At 75.9% G+C, this 14,586-nt stretch carries 12 protein-coding genes and 1 pseudogene; 11 read left to right on the forward strand and 2 right to left on the reverse strand.

Features of this window, described 5'->3' with window-relative positions; translation table 11 throughout:
- Positions 1 to 120: 120 nt before the first annotated feature.
- From ACZ45Q_RS17175 to ACZ45Q_RS17195, 5 genes are all read left to right on the forward strand, one after another.
- On the forward strand, positions 121 to 342 hold the full coding sequence (locus ACZ45Q_RS17175; RefSeq protein WP_468261384.1) for a hypothetical protein: 222 nt from the start codon (positions 121 to 123) through the stop codon (positions 340 to 342).
- Between the two features lie 306 nt (positions 343 to 648).
- A complete protein-coding gene (locus tag ACZ45Q_RS17180) occupies positions 649 to 1,446 on the forward strand; it encodes an RNA polymerase sigma factor SigF (RefSeq protein WP_468261386.1) in 798 nt (265 codons plus the stop codon).
- 336 nt (positions 1,447 to 1,782) lie between these two features.
- Entirely contained in the window at positions 1,783 to 2,748 is a 966-nt protein-coding gene (locus ACZ45Q_RS17185) for a hypothetical protein (protein WP_468261389.1), read from the forward strand.
- 201 nt (positions 2,749 to 2,949) lie between these two features.
- Positions 2,950 to 4,206 carry an aminotransferase class I/II-fold pyridoxal phosphate-dependent enzyme gene (locus tag ACZ45Q_RS17190; RefSeq protein ID WP_468261392.1) on the forward strand — a complete coding sequence of 419 codons (1,257 nt, stop codon included), beginning with the start codon at positions 2,950 to 2,952 and terminating at the stop codon, positions 4,204 to 4,206.
- Positions 4,203 to 5,264 (forward strand): MBL fold metallo-hydrolase, encoded by a 1,062-nt coding sequence (locus ACZ45Q_RS17195; RefSeq protein ID WP_468261395.1) that lies wholly within the window; start codon positions 4,203 to 4,205, stop codon positions 5,262 to 5,264. Before ACZ45Q_RS17190 ends, ACZ45Q_RS17195 begins: the two co-directional genes overlap by 4 nt.
- Here the strand turns inward: ACZ45Q_RS17195 and ACZ45Q_RS17200 are convergent, their stop codons facing one another.
- Positions 5,265 to 5,891: a DedA family protein gene (locus ACZ45Q_RS17200; protein ID WP_468261397.1), complete on the reverse strand. Its 627-nt coding sequence runs from the start codon at positions 5,889 to 5,891 to the stop codon at positions 5,265 to 5,267.
- Positions 5,888 to 6,661, reverse strand: coding sequence for an MBL fold metallo-hydrolase (locus ACZ45Q_RS17205; RefSeq protein WP_468261400.1), 774 nt, complete (start codon positions 6,659 to 6,661; stop codon positions 5,888 to 5,890). The genes ACZ45Q_RS17200 and ACZ45Q_RS17205 overlap by 4 nt, the downstream gene beginning before the upstream one ends.
- Positions 6,662 to 6,743: 82 nt before the next feature.
- Between ACZ45Q_RS17205 and ACZ45Q_RS17210 the strand changes: the two genes are divergently transcribed.
- The 6 genes and pseudogenes from ACZ45Q_RS17210 (at position 6,744) to ACZ45Q_RS17235 (ending at position 14,535) form a co-directional block, all read left to right on the forward strand.
- Positions 6,744 to 7,145 carry a hypothetical protein gene (locus ACZ45Q_RS17210; protein ID WP_468261403.1) on the forward strand — a complete coding sequence of 134 codons (402 nt, stop codon included), beginning with the start codon at positions 6,744 to 6,746 and terminating at the stop codon, positions 7,143 to 7,145.
- Between the two features lie 211 nt (positions 7,146 to 7,356).
- On the forward strand, positions 7,357 to 9,528 hold the full coding sequence (locus ACZ45Q_RS17215) for an alkaline phosphatase family protein (protein ID WP_468261406.1): 2,172 nt from the start codon (positions 7,357 to 7,359) through the stop codon (positions 9,526 to 9,528).
- Between the two features lie 84 nt (positions 9,529 to 9,612).
- The gene (locus tag ACZ45Q_RS17220) at positions 9,613 to 11,088 is read left to right on the forward strand and encodes an amino acid permease (protein WP_468261409.1); all 1,476 of its coding nucleotides are present in this window, start codon (positions 9,613 to 9,615) and stop codon (positions 11,086 to 11,088) included.
- Between the two features lie 96 nt (positions 11,089 to 11,184).
- A complete protein-coding gene (locus ACZ45Q_RS17225) occupies positions 11,185 to 12,246 on the forward strand; it encodes an ATP-binding protein (protein WP_468261412.1) in 1,062 nt (353 codons plus the stop codon).
- Positions 12,243 to 14,035: pseudogene (locus tag ACZ45Q_RS17230) on the forward strand (vWA domain-containing protein). Before ACZ45Q_RS17225 ends, ACZ45Q_RS17230 begins: the two are co-directional and overlap by 4 nt.
- A 71-nt stretch (positions 14,036 to 14,106) precedes the next feature.
- Entirely contained in the window at positions 14,107 to 14,535 is a 429-nt protein-coding gene (locus tag ACZ45Q_RS17235; RefSeq protein WP_468261416.1) for an OsmC family protein, read from the forward strand.
- Positions 14,536 to 14,586: the final 51 nt, after the last annotated feature.

Raw genomic sequence — 14,586 nt, forward strand, 5'->3', positions numbered from 1 at the left:
CACCGGAGAGCGACACGGAATCGCCCCGGCCGGTTCGCCGGGTTTGCGCCGCGCTCGCCGGGAACCCGCTTCCATACCCCCCACGCCCATCCCTTCTTCCCGGGAAGGACGGACAGGACCATGGCGGTGCTCGCTGTGCTCATCCCGGTCCTCATGCTCGGCGTGGTGCTGGCGCTGGGGCGGTACGAGGACCTGCTGCTGCCGGGGGCCGACCCGGCAGCCGGCGCCCTCGACCCGGCCGACGCGCGCCCGGCCGCCCCGGGCCCTCCCCGCGGGCCGTCCGGCGCCCCCGCCCGCGGCCCGTCCCCCGGCCCGGCGGGCGCTCCCGCGTCCTCGCCCTGACTCCCCGAGCCCGGCACGGGATCCCGCGGCGGTGGTGTTTGCGGGGCCCGGCCCGGGGCAGGCGGAAAGACAGTGCTTCGGACAGAAGGCACGTCCGTGGGAGCGGGTACCGCCCCGGCCGGATCTGTCCGGACCGGACGCGCTTCCACGGTGACCGCCCGAACCCCGGGCCGTGCCGTTTCTCCCGGCGCCCGGCACACGATTCCGCGGAGCACCGCGCCCCCGGCCGCCCGCACTCCGGCCGTGCCGACCGCGCCCCGGGAGCCCCACGGCAGGGCCCCGCACTCCGAGGGAGCTGCGACGCACATGCGGACCACAGTCAGCGCGAAGCACCCGCACGACGACGCCCCCGACACCGCCGACGCGTTCCGGCGACTCGCCTCGCTTCCCGACGGCCCCGAGCGCGACGCCCTGCGCGACCGGATCGTGGAGGCCTGGCTGCCCATGGCCGAGCGGCTCGCCGGCCGCTTCCGCAGTCGCGGCGAGAGCTACGAGGACCTGCGCCAGGTCGCCGCCCTCGGCCTGGTCAAGGCCGTCGACCGCTACGACCCCGACCGCGGCCACGCCTTCGAGAGCTACGCCGTGCCGACCGTCACCGGGGAGATCAAGCGGCACTTCCGCGACCACATGTGGACCCTGCACGTGCCGCGCCGGGTCCAGGACCTGCGCAACCGCGTCCGCGTCGCGAGCCAAGAGCTGTCCCAGACGGTCTCCGGCCGCCGGCCCACCGTCGCCGAACTCGCCGAACACGCCGACCTCAGCGAGGAGGACGTCCGGGCGGGGCTGGAGGCCCTGGACAGCTTCTCCGCCCTCTCCCTGGACGCCGAACTCCCCGGCGGCGAGGACGGCTACTCCCTGGGCGACGCCCTCGGCGCCCCCGACCCGGCCCTCGACACCGTCGTGGACCGCGAAGCCGTCAAGGACCGCCTCGCCGCCCTGCCGGAACGCGAACGCGCCATCCTCTACATGCGCTTCTTCGACGACATGACCCAGAGCCGCATCGCCGAGCAGCTCGGCATCTCCCAGATGCACGTCTCCCGGCTGATCACGCGCTGCTGCCACCGGGTGCGCGAGCAGGTCCTGAGGGACGACACGAACCGGTGACCCGGCCGACGGGCCGGCACCCCGGTACCTCCGTGACCCGGCCGACGGGCCGGCACCCGTGTACCCCGGTGACCCGGCCGACGGGCCGGTGCCCCGGTACTCCGGTGACCCGGTGGGCGGGCCGGTGACCCGGTCCCGCGGGCCGGCGGCGCCGTGACGCCGGACCGGGTGCCGCCCGGGCCGCCACGAACCTCCTCCTCAAACCTCCTCCTCACCCGCACGGCCGTCCACGTCCCACGAACGGCGCACGGCCGCGCGCGCCGCCGACGGACGCGGGCTGAGATGGCTGCGTGGGCGCCGGCGCGGCGCCCCGCCGCCGTCACCCCGAGGAGACCCATGCGCCGCACCGCCCGCGCCCTCTCCACCGCCCTCCTGGCCGGCGCCGCCCTGGGGATGTCCGCCGCGCCCGCCCTCGCCGTGCCCGCCTTCACCGCACCGGCCACCGCCTTCGCCGCCCCGGCGGCCCAAGCCTTCACAGCGCCGGCCCCCGGCCTCCTCGCACCGGCGCCCGCCCTCGCCACCCCAGCTGCCGCCTTCGCCGCCCCGGCCCCCGGCCCGGAGCCGCCCGTGCCGGTCGCCCCCGAGCACCGGGCCGGCACCGGCGAGCCCGCCGCCGAGGTCAGCCCGGCCACCGTCAAGCCCGGCGGCACCGTCACCGTCTCCGTCTCCTGCCCGGGTACCGGCGGCCCCGCACCGGCCACCCTGGACGCCACCTCGCAGGCGTTCGACGAGGGCACCGTCGCGCTGCGCAAGGTGCCGGGCAACGACGACAAGGGAGCCGGGCCCGCCTACCGCGGCACCGCCCGCATCGCGCCCGCCGAGAACTTCGAGGGCGACCCGGACGCCGTCGGCCCCGACTCCGCGTGGACCGTCGACGGGACCTGCCCGGCGGCACCCGGCGGCCAGGGCAAGCCGTGGAGCGCGACGATCACCGTCTCCCGGCCCGGCGGCGGCAAACCGTGCCCCGACCCGGCACGGCCGGGGCAGCACTGCCCCGCCAAGCCGGGGCCGTCGTGCCACAAGCCCGTCGCGCCGGGCGGACACTGCCCCACCAAGCCGCCCTGCCCCGACCACGTACGGCCCGGCGAGCCCTGCCCCGCCGGGCCGTCGTGCCACGAGCCGGCGTCCCGTCACCACACCTGCGCCGCCACCGCGCACACGCACGGCGTGCGGGCCGGGGCGGGCGGCACCTTCACCGACTCCGTACCGGCCCTGGTCGCGGGCGGTGTGTTCATCGCGGGCGCCGGCGGACTGGCCGCCCACCGCCTGCTGCGCGCCCGCGGCGGCGGACAGCACCACTGACCACCGGAGGGCCGCCCCCCGGGGGCTCCGGGGTCGCCGCACGGGCGGTCCGGCCGCCGCCGTACCCCGTCCCGCGGACCGGACGCTGTGATCCGCGCGACCCGGCCCGGGGCCATGGGCGGGCGGCTCGATGGGTACTCACAGACACGACCGGGGAAGACGGTGCGGCGGGGACGGCACCACACAGGCGCGGAGGTAGCGATGCGGCGGACGGCCCGCGAGGCGGCCCCCGAAGGCCACGGCCCCGTCCGCTACGGGCCGTCCCTCCCCGGCGACGGGCTCCCCGTCCTGCCCGAGCTGTCCGACGCGCTCGCCGCCGCGGCGACCCGCGCCGAGGACGACCCGGTCGGCGGCGGACCGGCCCTCCTGGACGCGGCCTGCGGCTACTGGCACCGCCGCGGCCTGACCTGCCGGCCCGCCGAGACGGCCGCCGCCCCCGGGGCCCCCGCCCTGCTGCTGGCGCTGACCGCGGCCCTCGGCGGCGACGTCCTGGTGCCCCGGCCCTGCGCGGCGTGGTGGGGGCCGGACGCCCGACTGCCCGGCGGACGCGTCTTCCACGTCCCGACCACCGCGGAGAGCGGCGGCGTCCCCGACCCGTACGCCCTGCTGGAGACCGTGCGCCGGGTCCGTGCCGAGGGCGGCGACCCCCGGCTGCTCGTGCTGTCCGTCGCCGACGACCCCACCGCCACCCTCGCGCCGCCCGAGCTCCTGCACGAGACGGTCGAGGCCGCCGCCGGCGAGGGGCTGCACCTGCTCAGCGACGAGACCTGGCGCGACACCCTGCACGACCCGCACGCCACGGTGCTGGTCAGCCCGGCGGAGATCCTTCCCGAGCGGGTCACCGTCGTCACCGACCTGGCCGGGTCACTGCTGCCGTCCGGCTGGCCGGCCGCCGTCGCCCGCTTCGCGCCGTCCACCGCCGGGGACGGCCTGCACGCACGCGTGCTCGACGTGCTCACCGCCCTCGGCGCCCGCGTCGCCACGCCGGTCGCGGCCGCCGCCGCGTACGCCCTGGCCGAACCCGAACCGGTCACCGCCCGCCGCGAAGCTGCCGTACGCCTCCACGCGCGCGTGGCCGCCGCCGTGCACGCCGCCACCGTCACCGCGGGCGCCCTGTCCCGCCCCCCGCGCGCCGGGCGCCACCTGTACCTCGACCTGGAGCCGCTGCGCGGCGCGCTCGGTGCGTCGGGCGTCGGCGACGCGCAGGAACTGGAGGACTTCCTCACCGCCCGGCTCGGCATGCCCGCGCCGGGCGGCCACCGCTTCGGGGACGACCTGGGCGCACTGCGCGTACGGCTGTCCACCGGCCCGCTGCTGGGCGCCGGCGACGACGGACGCGCGGAATGCCTCACGGCCCCCGAACCGTTGGAACTGCCACACGTGCAACGCGCGTTGACCACCGTGAAGTCGGTCTTCGACGACCTCCGCGACGCTCAGCGATGGGAGCCTCCTCGATGACGCAGCAGTCCGAGTCGACCACGAGCACCCCGACGCCCGCCCCGGGCACCGACGCACCGCCGGCTCCCTCACCCCTGGCCGCCGCCCGCCCCCCGCTCGCCGAGCCCCGGCCGCTCGCCGAGCGCAGGGTGTGGCCGCGCACCTTCCACGACCGGCTCACCGCCCCGCTGCCCGGCCTCAAGGCCGTCGCCCGGTTCGCCCGCGAGGGCGCCGTCAGACCCGGCCCCGAGGGCCTCGCCGACATCCCCCGGCTGCCGTTCGCCCCCGGCCCGCCGCCCCGCGTCGACGCCCGCACGGTCGCCGTCACCTGGGCCGGACACGCCAGCTGGGTGGTGGGCATCGGCGGGCTCACCGTCCTCACCGACCCCGTCTGGTCCCGCCGCATCCTCGGCACACCGGCCCGCATCACCCCCGTCGGCGTGCCCTGGGACGCGCTGCCGGCCGTCGACGCGGTGGTCATCAGCCACAACCACTACGACCACCTGGACGCGCCCACGCTGCGCCGGCTCCCGCGCGACACCCCGGTCTTCGTACCGGCCGGGCTCGGCCGCTGGTTCCACCGCCGCAAGTTCACCTGCGTCACCGAACTGGACTGGTGGGAGGCGGCCGAACTGCGGGGAGTGCGCATCGACTTCGTCCCCGCCCACCACTGGTCCAAGCGCACCCTCACCGACACCTGCCGCACCCTGTGGGGCGGCTGGGTCCTCACCGACCCCGACGGCCGCCGCGTGTACTTCGCCGGCGACACGGGATACGGCCACTGGTTCTCCCGCATCGGCGAGCGCTACCCGGGCATCGACCTCGCCCTGCTGCCCATCGGCGCCTACGACCCGCGCTGGTGGCTCAGCGACGTCCACTGCGACCCGGAGGAAGCGGTCCGGGCCGCCCGGGACCTCGGCGCCCGCCGGATGGCCCCCATGCACTGGGGCACGTTCGTGCTGTCCGCCGAACCCGTCCTGGAGCCCCTCGTCCGGGTCCGGGCCGCCTGGGACCGCGCCGGACTGCCCCGCGAGGACCTGTGGGACCTGCCGGTGGGCGGCTCCCGCGTCCTGGAGTAGTCACCCGGCCCCGGCGGGCCCGCGCAGCCGCCGCCACACGCTCGGCGCCGCGCTGACCAGCAGGGTCAGCGCGACCGCCGCGGCCACGCCCTCCCACGGCTCCTTGAACAGCGAACCGCCCAGGATGCCGATCAGCTGGTAGGTCACCGCCCACGCCACACAGGCCGGCAGATTGCCGCGGACGAAACGGCGCAGCGGCCACCCGCCCAGCAGACAGGCCAGCATCACCGGGAGCCGGCCGGCCGGCACCAGCCGGGACAGCACCAGGACCGCCACCCCGTGCTCGGCGAGTTTCGTCTGCGCCTGCTCCAGCCGGTCCTCCGGGGCACGCGCGCGTATCGCCTCCAGCCAGCGCGAGCCGTTCTTCGACGCCAGCCCCCGCCGCCCCAGCCAGTACAGCGTCAGGTCACCGAGGAACGCGGCCAGCGACGCGGTCAGGAACACCATCCCCAGGGAGATCGCCGTCTGGTGGAAGGCGACCACCGCCGCCGAACTCACCAGTGCGCCCGTCGGCACCACCGGCACCAGCGCCCCGATCAGCACCAGCAGGAACAACGAGGGGTAGCCCAGCGCCTGCTGGGTGGTCTCCGGGGGAATCGTCGACGGGGCGGCCGCCAGCCAGTTCACCGGGCGACCTCCAGCCGCACGCTCTCCCCGTGGCCGAGCCGGTGCACCGCCACGCCCGGCGCGCGCTCCGCGGCCAGGCGCACGAACTCGTCGCCCGGCGCGTGGAACTCGTGGGGGCGCACGGCGTCCATCCCGATCGGCCAGTACGTGCCGTAGTGCACCGGCACCGCGCTGCCGGGCGCCAGCCGGGCCAGTGCCTCGGCCGCCCGGCCGGGGTCCAGGTGCTCACGGCCCAGGAACGGACCCCAGCCGCCCACCGGCAGCAGGGCCGCGTCGACCGGGCCGACCTCCTCCGCCATGGCGTCGAACAGCCCGGTGTCCCCGGCGAAGTACGTCCGTGCCTCGCCCTGGACGACGTAGCCAAGGGCGGGGGAGCGGTGCCGCCCGAACGGCAGCCGGCGTCCGTCGTGCCGGGCCGGGACCGCCCGCACGACCAGGTCGCCGATCCGTGTCTCGTCGCCCGGCGCGACCTCGGTCAGACGCAGGTGGGCCAGCCGGCGCAGCCCCGGCACCGCCCGTGGTGCGCCCCGGGGCACGAGCAGGCGCGTGCCCTCCGCGAGCCGCGCCAGCGAGGGCACGTGCAGATGGTCGGCGTGCAGGTGCGACACCAGTGCCACGTCCGCGCGCCGGGCGGCGGGCGGGGGCAGGGCGCCGCGCCGGCGCCGCAGATGCGCGAGCCGGCGCACGAACAGGGGATCGGTGAGCACACGAGTGCCCGAGTCCTCGACCGTGCAGGTGGCGTGACCCCACCAGGTGACCTCCACCGGCACCCCTTCGCCTCCTTCACGCGACTCCCCGAAGCCTACGTCCAGGAGTAGGGTCGCTGGCGAAACCCGAGGTGAGGGGGACGCCATGGGACCGGTGCGGGTGACGGCGATCGCGAGTCTGACGCCGCTGGAGGAACTGGACGCCGATCCCTTCCTGGTGGACTCCCGCAGCCAGCACGCCATGTGCGCCCGCTGGGCCGCCGAACACGGCTACGTGGTCGCCCGGGAACTGCTGGTCCGCGGCCTGCGCCCGGACCACGCGGCGCTGTGGGACGGCGTGCGCCCCGGCCTGGACCTGTTCGTCGCGCCCAGCCGCCGGGTGCTGGAGAGCGCGCTGGCCTCGGTGGAGGAGTTCACCGCCGAGTGCGCGCGCCGCGGGGTGCGGGTGGAGACGGCCGGGCACGCCGAGCCGTCGTACGACGCCGAGATGAAGGCGTGCGTGCACCGGCGCCTGTCGATGCCGACGGCGGGCTACGACGGCCGGTGACGGGCGGTCCGCGCCCGGCCGGGGCGGGCGGGGGCGCGGGCCACCGCACGGGCACCGGCGGCACCTTGCCCGTCGCCGTCACAGCGGGCAGCGGGCCCCAAGGCACCGGAGGGTCGGATTCCGGACCCCGGGGGACAAACCGTGATCGTCGGGCGTTGTGACAGGGTGGAGACGGGCGGCCCGCGCCGACGGCGGGCCGGGGACGTGAGGTGTGCGCAGCGTGGGCGGAGGGCATTGGCGGCGGATCGCCAGTCAGCTGGGGCGGAGCGTCGCCGTGTGGGCGGTGTCCACGGTCACCATGCTGGTGCTCGCCGGCCTCCTGCCCGACTTCCAGATCCAGTCCCCGGACGGCTCGAGCGCCACCGACACCGCCGTCGCCGCCGCGTTCGGCGCCGGTGCCTTCGGTGTGCTCTCCGCAGTGGTGTGGCCGCTGCTGGTCCGGCTGCTGCTGCTCGTGCCGGCGCTCGTCCTCGGGCTGCTGGTCTTCTTCCTCAACGGCGCGCTGCTGCTCGTCGCCCTGCGCGTGAACCCCGCCGAGCGGGGCGCCGCCGCCTGGGAGACCGCGGTCGTGGTGGCCGCCGTGATGTCCGCCGTCGCCTCCGCCACCGGCGCCGCCCTGGCCGTCCGCGACGACGACGCCTACCGCCGCCGGCTCTACCGCCTGGCCGACCGCCGCCGCAGATCCGGCCCGCCCTGCCCGTCCGGCCCGGGCACGGTCTTCCTGCAACTGGACGGCGTCGGCCACGACGTCCTCACGGACGCCGTCGGCAAGGGGCTGATGCCCACCCTCGCCCGCTGGCTCGGCGAAGGCCCCGCGGACGAGCCCGGACGGCCCGCCCGTCCCGCCACCCACCGGCTCACCCCCTGGCACACCGACTGGTCCAGCCAGACCGGCGCCAGCCAGCTCGGCATCCTGCACGGCAGCAACCACGACGTCCCCGCCTTCCGCTGGTACGACAAGGACAAGCGGGAGGTGATGGTCTCCAACCGCCCGTCCAGCGCCGCCCTGCTCCAGCGCCGCGCCGTGGAGCGGACCGGCGAGGGCGGGCTGCTCGCCGTGGACGGTGCCAGCCGGGGCAACCTGTTCAGCGGCGGTGCCGGCGAACAGGCCCTCGTGCTGTCCATCGCCACCCGCCGCCGCAGCCGGGAGAACCGCTCCCGGGCCGGCTACTTCGCCTACTTCTCCGACCCGGCCAACGCCGTGCGCACCGCGCTGTCCTTCGTCGCCGAGGTGGGCCGCGAGATCGGCCAGTCCGTCCGGGCCCGCGTCCGCAAGGAGCGGCCACGGGTCTCCCGCGGCGGCCTCTACCCCTTCGTGCGGGCCTTCGCCACCGTCGTCGAACGGGACGTCGTGGTCGCCGCGGTGATGGGCGACATGCTCGCCGGGCGCACCGCCGTCTACGCCGACCTCGTGGCCTACGACGAGGTCGCGCACCACTCGGGCCCGGCGAGCCGGGACGCCGAGAAGGTCCTCCAGCGGCTGGACCGGGCCGTCGCGCTGATCGAGAAGGTCGCCGAGCACGCGCCCCGCCGGTACCGGATCGTCGTCCTGTCCGACCACGGCCAGAGCCCGGGCGAGACCTTCCGCGCCCGCTACGGCCTGACCCTCGGCGACCTGGTGCGGGCCGGCTGCGGACTGCCCGTGCCGCGCCGGGCGCAGCGCACCCGCAGCGGCGCCGAGGCGCGCAACGCCGTCCGGGCCGCGCTGCGCATCCCGGTGGAGGAGGGCGGCGAGCAGCACCGCCCCCGCCGCCGCTCGGAGCCGATCGTGCTCGCCTCCGGCAACCTGGGCCTGGTGTCCTTCCCGGACGTGCCGTACCGGATGACCCGGGAGGAGATCGACGCCCGCCACCCCGCGCTGCTGCCCACCCTGGCCAACCACCCCGGCATCGGCTTCCTGCTGGTGCGCAGCGAGGAGCACGGCGGCGTCGTGCTCGGGGCGCGCGGCGCCGAGATCCCCCTGGACCGGCTGGACCGCAACCCCGGACCGCTCGCCCCCTTCGGCCCGCGCGCCGCCGACGCCGTGCGCCGCACGCACTCCTTCCCGCACACCGCCGACATCATGGTCAACTCCTTCTACGACCCGGCCGACGGCGAGGTCCTCGCCTTCGAGGAGCAGATCGGCTCCCACGGCGGACTCGGCGGCGCCCAGTCGAAGGCGTTCCTGCTGTCGCCGGTCGCCTTCAGCCCGGCGGCCGACGACGGCGCGGAGCTGTTCGGCGCCGAGCAGGTGCACCGGGTGCTGCGGCGCTGGCTGGGGGAGGCCAACGGACCCCAGGTACCCCTGGAAGATCATCGGCCGCTGGAGGATCCCCGGCCCTCGGCCCTGGACGGCTCAGCTTTTGCGGTGCCGGACGGGGTCGCACAGGACAAAAGCGCCTGATTTGGCGCTGCTTCGGACCATGCCCGACCATGGGCGCCGCCCCGGCGATCCCGGGCAGCAGTTCGAAGAGAGGCGCACCACCCCATGCACGTCACCGGGACCGTCCCCCCGTCGGCTCCGGCCCCGCAGCAGACCGCAGCGGCCGCCGGTCCCGCCCCCGGCGGCACCGGCGGCACCGGCGGCACCGACCGCACCGACCGCACCGGCGGCACCGACCGCACCGGCGGCACCGGCGGCACCGGAGACTCCGGCAGGCACGCCCGCCGCTTCGGCCTCCCCGTCGCCACCGCCCTGGTCATGGGCAACATCATCGGCGGCGGCATCTTCCTGCTCCCGGCCTCGGTCGCCCCGTACGGCACCGTCAGCCTGCTCGCCTTCGGCGTCCTCACCGTCGGCGCCCTCGCCCTCGCCCTGGTCTTCGGCCGGCTCGCCGCCCGCGACCCGCGCACCGGCGGCCCCTACGTCTACGCCCGCGAGGCCTTCGGCGACTTCGCCGGCTTCCTCGCGGCCTGGGCCTACTGGATCACCACCTGGGTGTCCAACGCGGCCCTCGCCGTCGCCGCCGTCGGCTATCTGGACGTCCTCGTCCCGGTGGGCGACCACCGCTGGACCGCCTGTCTGGCCGCGCTCGTCGTCCAGTGGCTGCCCGCGCTCGCCAACTTCGCCGGCACCCGCTACGTCGGCGCCGTACAGTTCGTGGCGACGGTGCTGAAGTTCGCCCCGCTGCTCCTCGTCGCCGTCGGCGGGCTGTTCTTCTTCGACGCCGGCAACCTCGGCCCGTTCAACGCCAGCGGCGGCAGCGCCGTCGGCGCGGTCTCCGCCGCCGCGGCGATCCTGCTCTTCTCCTACCTCGGAGTGGAGTCCGCCGCGGTCAGCGCCGGCGAGGTCAAGGACCCCCGCCGCACCGTCGGGCGGGCCACCGTCATCGGCACCCTGGGTGCCGCCCTCGTCTACCTCCTGGGCACCCTGTCCGTCTTCGGCACGGTCGCCCACGACCGTCTGGTCGACTCCTCCGCGCCCTTCTCCGACGCCGTGAACGCCATGTTCGGCGGCACCTGGGGCGGCTGGGCGGTCGCCCTCGCCGCGCTGGTCTCCATGACCGGCTGCCTCAACGGCTGGACCCTGCTGAGCGCCCAGACCCCCTACGCCGCCGCCCGCGACGGCCTGTTCCCGTCCGTCTTCGCCCGCAAGCGGCGCGGGGTCCCCACCGTCGGAGTCGGCGTCACGGTCGTCCTCGCCTCGCTCCTGACCGTCTACAACTACACCTCCGGCTCGGCGAAGGTCTTCGAGGTGCTGGTCCTCGTCACCACCTTCACCGCGACCGTGCCCTACCTGCTGGCCACCGCCGCGCAGCTGTACCACCTGGCCTCCGGGCGCCGCACGGTCGACCGGGCGCGGCTGGTGCGGGACGCCGTCGTCGCCTCGGCCGCGGCCGGATTCTCCCTCTGGCTGGTCGCGGGCGCCGGGTACGCGGCCGTCTACCAGGGCGTGCTCTTCCTGTTCGCGGGCGTGCTGGTGTACGCGGTGATGGCGGCCCGGCGGCAGCCCGCCGCCCGGTGACCGGCGGCCCGTACTCCCCGGTAATTCGGCTGCGGCCGGGGCGCGGGCCGCTCACACTGGTGTGCGATCACCGCGTACCACCGTCAGGAGCCTTGCGTGCAGGCAGCCGTCACCGTCACCCCCTCCCGTCTCCCCGAGCTGCTGCTCGGCCTCGCCACCGTGCGGCCGGTCTTCCTCTGGGGCGCGCCCGGCATCGGCAAGTCGTCCCTGGTGAGGGACTTCGCCGAGCAGCTGGGCCTGGAGTGCGTGAGCCTGCTCGGCACCCAGCTCGCCCCCGAGGACCTGATCGGCGTGCCGCAGATCCGCGACGGCCGGTCGGTGTTCTGCCCGCCCGAGGTGATCGCCCGTGAGCAGCCGTACTGCCTGTTCCTGGACGAGCTGAACGCGGCCACGCCCGATGTGCAGAAGGCGTTCTACTCGCTCATCCTGGACCGCCGCATCGGCAGTTACGAACTGCCCGAGGGCTCGATCGTCATCGGCGCCGGCAACCGCGCCACCGACAACGCCCTCGCCCGCCCCATCGCCTCCGCGCTGGTCAACCGCCTCACCCACGTCCACCTGGAGGCGTCCGCCCGGGACTGGCTGACCTGGGCCGCGAACCACGGCATCCACCCCTGGGTCACGGACCACCTCACCGACCGGCCCGACCACCTGTGGTCGAAGCCGCCCAAGACCGAGGAGCCGTTCTCCACCCCGCGCTCCTGGCACATGCTCTCCGACGCCCTGCACTCCTTCGGCCGCGACCTGGACGAGGACACCCTGAGCGTGCTCGCGCACGGCACGCTCACCCCGCGCCACGCCACCGCCTTCTGCGGCTACGTCAAGATCGTCCGCAGCCGGTTCGGCATCGAGGCGATCCTGCGCGGCGACGCCCGCTGGCCGCACCGCCCCGAGGACCGCGACCTGCTCTATTACGTCGCCGAGTCCTTCCGCGGCCGGCTGGTCAAGGAACTGCCCGCGAGCAAGGAGCACATGTCGGCGAACGGCCGCCAGACCGCCTACCGCGCCAAGTCGCTGCTGGTGCAGCTCGCCGAGATCTCCGTCGAGGTCGCCCAGAGCGTCATCGCCTCCGACGCCGACGGCAATCCGGTGCTGCCCTCCTGGTTCCTGGTGGAGGCGGCCCGCGACATGCCGCGCCTGGTCGAGGCCCGCCGGTGAGCCGGAAGCCCGGGAAGAAGAAGCGCGACCTCGCGGCGGAGGCGTTCGACGAGGGCCTGCGGCTGGTCCGCGCCAACCCGGCACTGGCCGCCGTGGAGTTCACCGTCTGCCGCCACGAGCACTGCGAGGAGGCCCCCCGCGACGGGCTGGCCCGCGTCGACTCCGACGGCGTACTGCACGTCCACCCCGCCCGGACGGCCGACCCGGCGGACTGGGCGTGGGCGATCGCGCACGCCGCCCTGCACCTCGGCTTCGGACACGTGCCGGCCGCCAAGGGGACGCCCGTCCAGCCCGACCGGTACGAGCGCGCCGCACGCTGCGTCGTGGTCAACCGCTTCCTGCTGTCCTTCCCCGTCGGCCGGACCCCCGAGGACCTGCCGCCGTCGTACCCGGACGGCGACGAGGAGCAGCTCGCCGCCCGCTGGCGCCGCGACGGGCTCCCGGCCGCCTACGAGCGGTGCGGCACGGCCGGTGCCGAACCCGACCTGACGCTGGTGGAGTGGTTCGGGTGGCACGGGCAGCCGCCGGACCGGCAGCTGGCGTTCGCCACCGCCCTGACCCGGACGGTGTCCGCCGCGATGGACGTGGCGGGCGGCCGGCGCGACTCCATGGACGGCGAGGCGGCCGCACGGCGCCCTGGGAGAAGGCGCTGAGCTGGTTCGTCTCCTCCTACCCGCTGCTCGGCGGCATCGCCGCCGGCATCGAGCTGGTCGCCGACGCCGAGCTGGCCCGCGCCCACGGCATCGCGGTCGCCGCCGTCAACGCCGAGGCGGGCGAGATCTACGTCAACCCGCTGCGGCAGTTCGAGGACGAGGAGTGGCGCTTCATCCTCGCCCACGAGATGCTGCACGCCGCCCTGCGCCACGGCGACCGCTGCGGCACCCGCGACCCGTACCTCTTCAACGTCGCCTGCGACTACGTCGTCAACGGCTGGCTGGTGCAGATGCAGGTCGGCGCCATGCCCGAGGGCCTGCTGCACGACCCGGAGCTGTCCGGCCTGTCCGCCGAGGAGGTCTACGACCGCATCGCCGGCGACCTGCGCCGCATCCGCCGCCTGTCCACCCCGCGCGGCAAGGGCGTCGGCGACGTGCTCGGCGCCCCGCTCGGCGCGCCCCGCGACCACTGCGACCTCGACGGCTTCTACCGGCGCGGCCTCGCCCAGGGCCTGGACCTGCACCAGCGGCAGGAGCGCGGCTTCCTGCCCGGCGGCCTGGTCGAGGAGATCCGGGCGCTCAGCCACCCGCCGCTGCCCTGGGACGCCCGGCTGGCCCGCTGGTTCGACGAGTTCGTGCCCCGCCCCGAGCCCCTGCGGTCGTACGCGCGCCCCTCCCGCCGGCAGGCGGCCAGCCCCGGCATCCCGCGCGCCGGACGGTACGTCCCGCCCGAGGAGATCGCCCGCTGCACGTTCGGCGTCGTGCTGGACACCTCCGGCTCCATGGACCGCACCCTGCTCGGCAAGGCGCTCGGCGCCATCGCCTCCTACGCCGAGGCCCGCGACGTCCCCGCCGCCCGGGTCGTGTTCTGCGACGCCGCCCCGCACGACGCCGGGTATGTGCCGGTGACGGAGATCGCCGGCCGCGTACGGGTGCACGGCCGCGGCGGCACCGTGCTCCAGCCCGGCGTCGACCTGCTGCACCGCGCCGACGACTTCCCGCCCGCCGCACCGGTGCTGATCATCACCGACGGGTGGTGCGACGTGCTGCGGGTGCGCCGCGAGCACGCCTACCTGATCCCCCAGGGAGCGCGGCTGCCGTTCGCCGCCCGGGGCCCGGTTTTCCGCGTGAGGTGACCCGGAATGTGATCGGATGGGACGGGAAACCCCGCAAGGGGCACAACGGGATCCACCCGAAAGGAAGAACCGTGGCAACCACGCGCTCCGCACACACCGTCTGGGAAGGCAACCTCCTCGAGGGGAACGGCACCGTCACCTTCGACTCCTCCGGGGCCATCGGCGAGCAGCCGGTCACGTGGGCCGCCCGCACCCAGGAGGCGAACGGCAAGACCAGCCCCGAGGAGCTGATCGCCGCCGCGCACTCCAGCTGCTTCTCCATGGCCTTCTCGCACGCCCTGGCCCAGGCCGGCACCCCGCCGACCAAGCTGACCACCTCGGCCGACGTGAGTTTCCAGCCGGGCGAGGGCATCACCGGCATCCACCTCACCGTCGAGGGCTCCGTCCCCGGTATGGACAGCGACGCCTTCGTCGCCGCGGCCGAGGACGCCAAGGTCAACTGCCCGGTCAGCCAGGCCCTGAAGGCCGTGCCGATCACGCTGTCCGCGAAGCTCGTCTGACCACGGCACACCCGGCCGTCGCCCTCCGCCGGGGCCCTGCGCCCTTGACAA

Source organism: Streptomyces sp. NPDC031049 (assembly GCF_055571015.1).

Bases quoted from the DNA above. Each gene is read 5' to 3' on its own strand.
- ACZ45Q_RS17175 (WP_468261384.1), top strand. From the start codon at position 121: ATGGCGGTGCTCGCTGTGCTCATCCCGGTCCTCATGCTCGGCGTGGTG.
- ACZ45Q_RS17195 (WP_468261395.1), top strand. From the start codon at position 4,203: ATGACGCAGCAGTCCGAGTCGACCACGAGCACCCCGACGCCCGCCCCG.
- ACZ45Q_RS17190 (WP_468261392.1), top strand. From the start codon at position 2,950: ATGCGGCGGACGGCCCGCGAGGCGGCCCCCGAAGGCCACGGCCCCGTC.
- ACZ45Q_RS17210 (WP_468261403.1), top strand. From the start codon at position 6,744: ATGGGACCGGTGCGGGTGACGGCGATCGCGAGTCTGACGCCGCTGGAG.
- ACZ45Q_RS17185 (WP_468261389.1), top strand. From the start codon at position 1,783: ATGCGCCGCACCGCCCGCGCCCTCTCCACCGCCCTCCTGGCCGGCGCC.
- ACZ45Q_RS17180 (WP_468261386.1), top strand. From the start codon at position 649: ATGCGGACCACAGTCAGCGCGAAGCACCCGCACGACGACGCCCCCGAC.
- ACZ45Q_RS17220 (WP_468261409.1), top strand. From the start codon at position 9,613: ATGCACGTCACCGGGACCGTCCCCCCGTCGGCTCCGGCCCCGCAGCAG.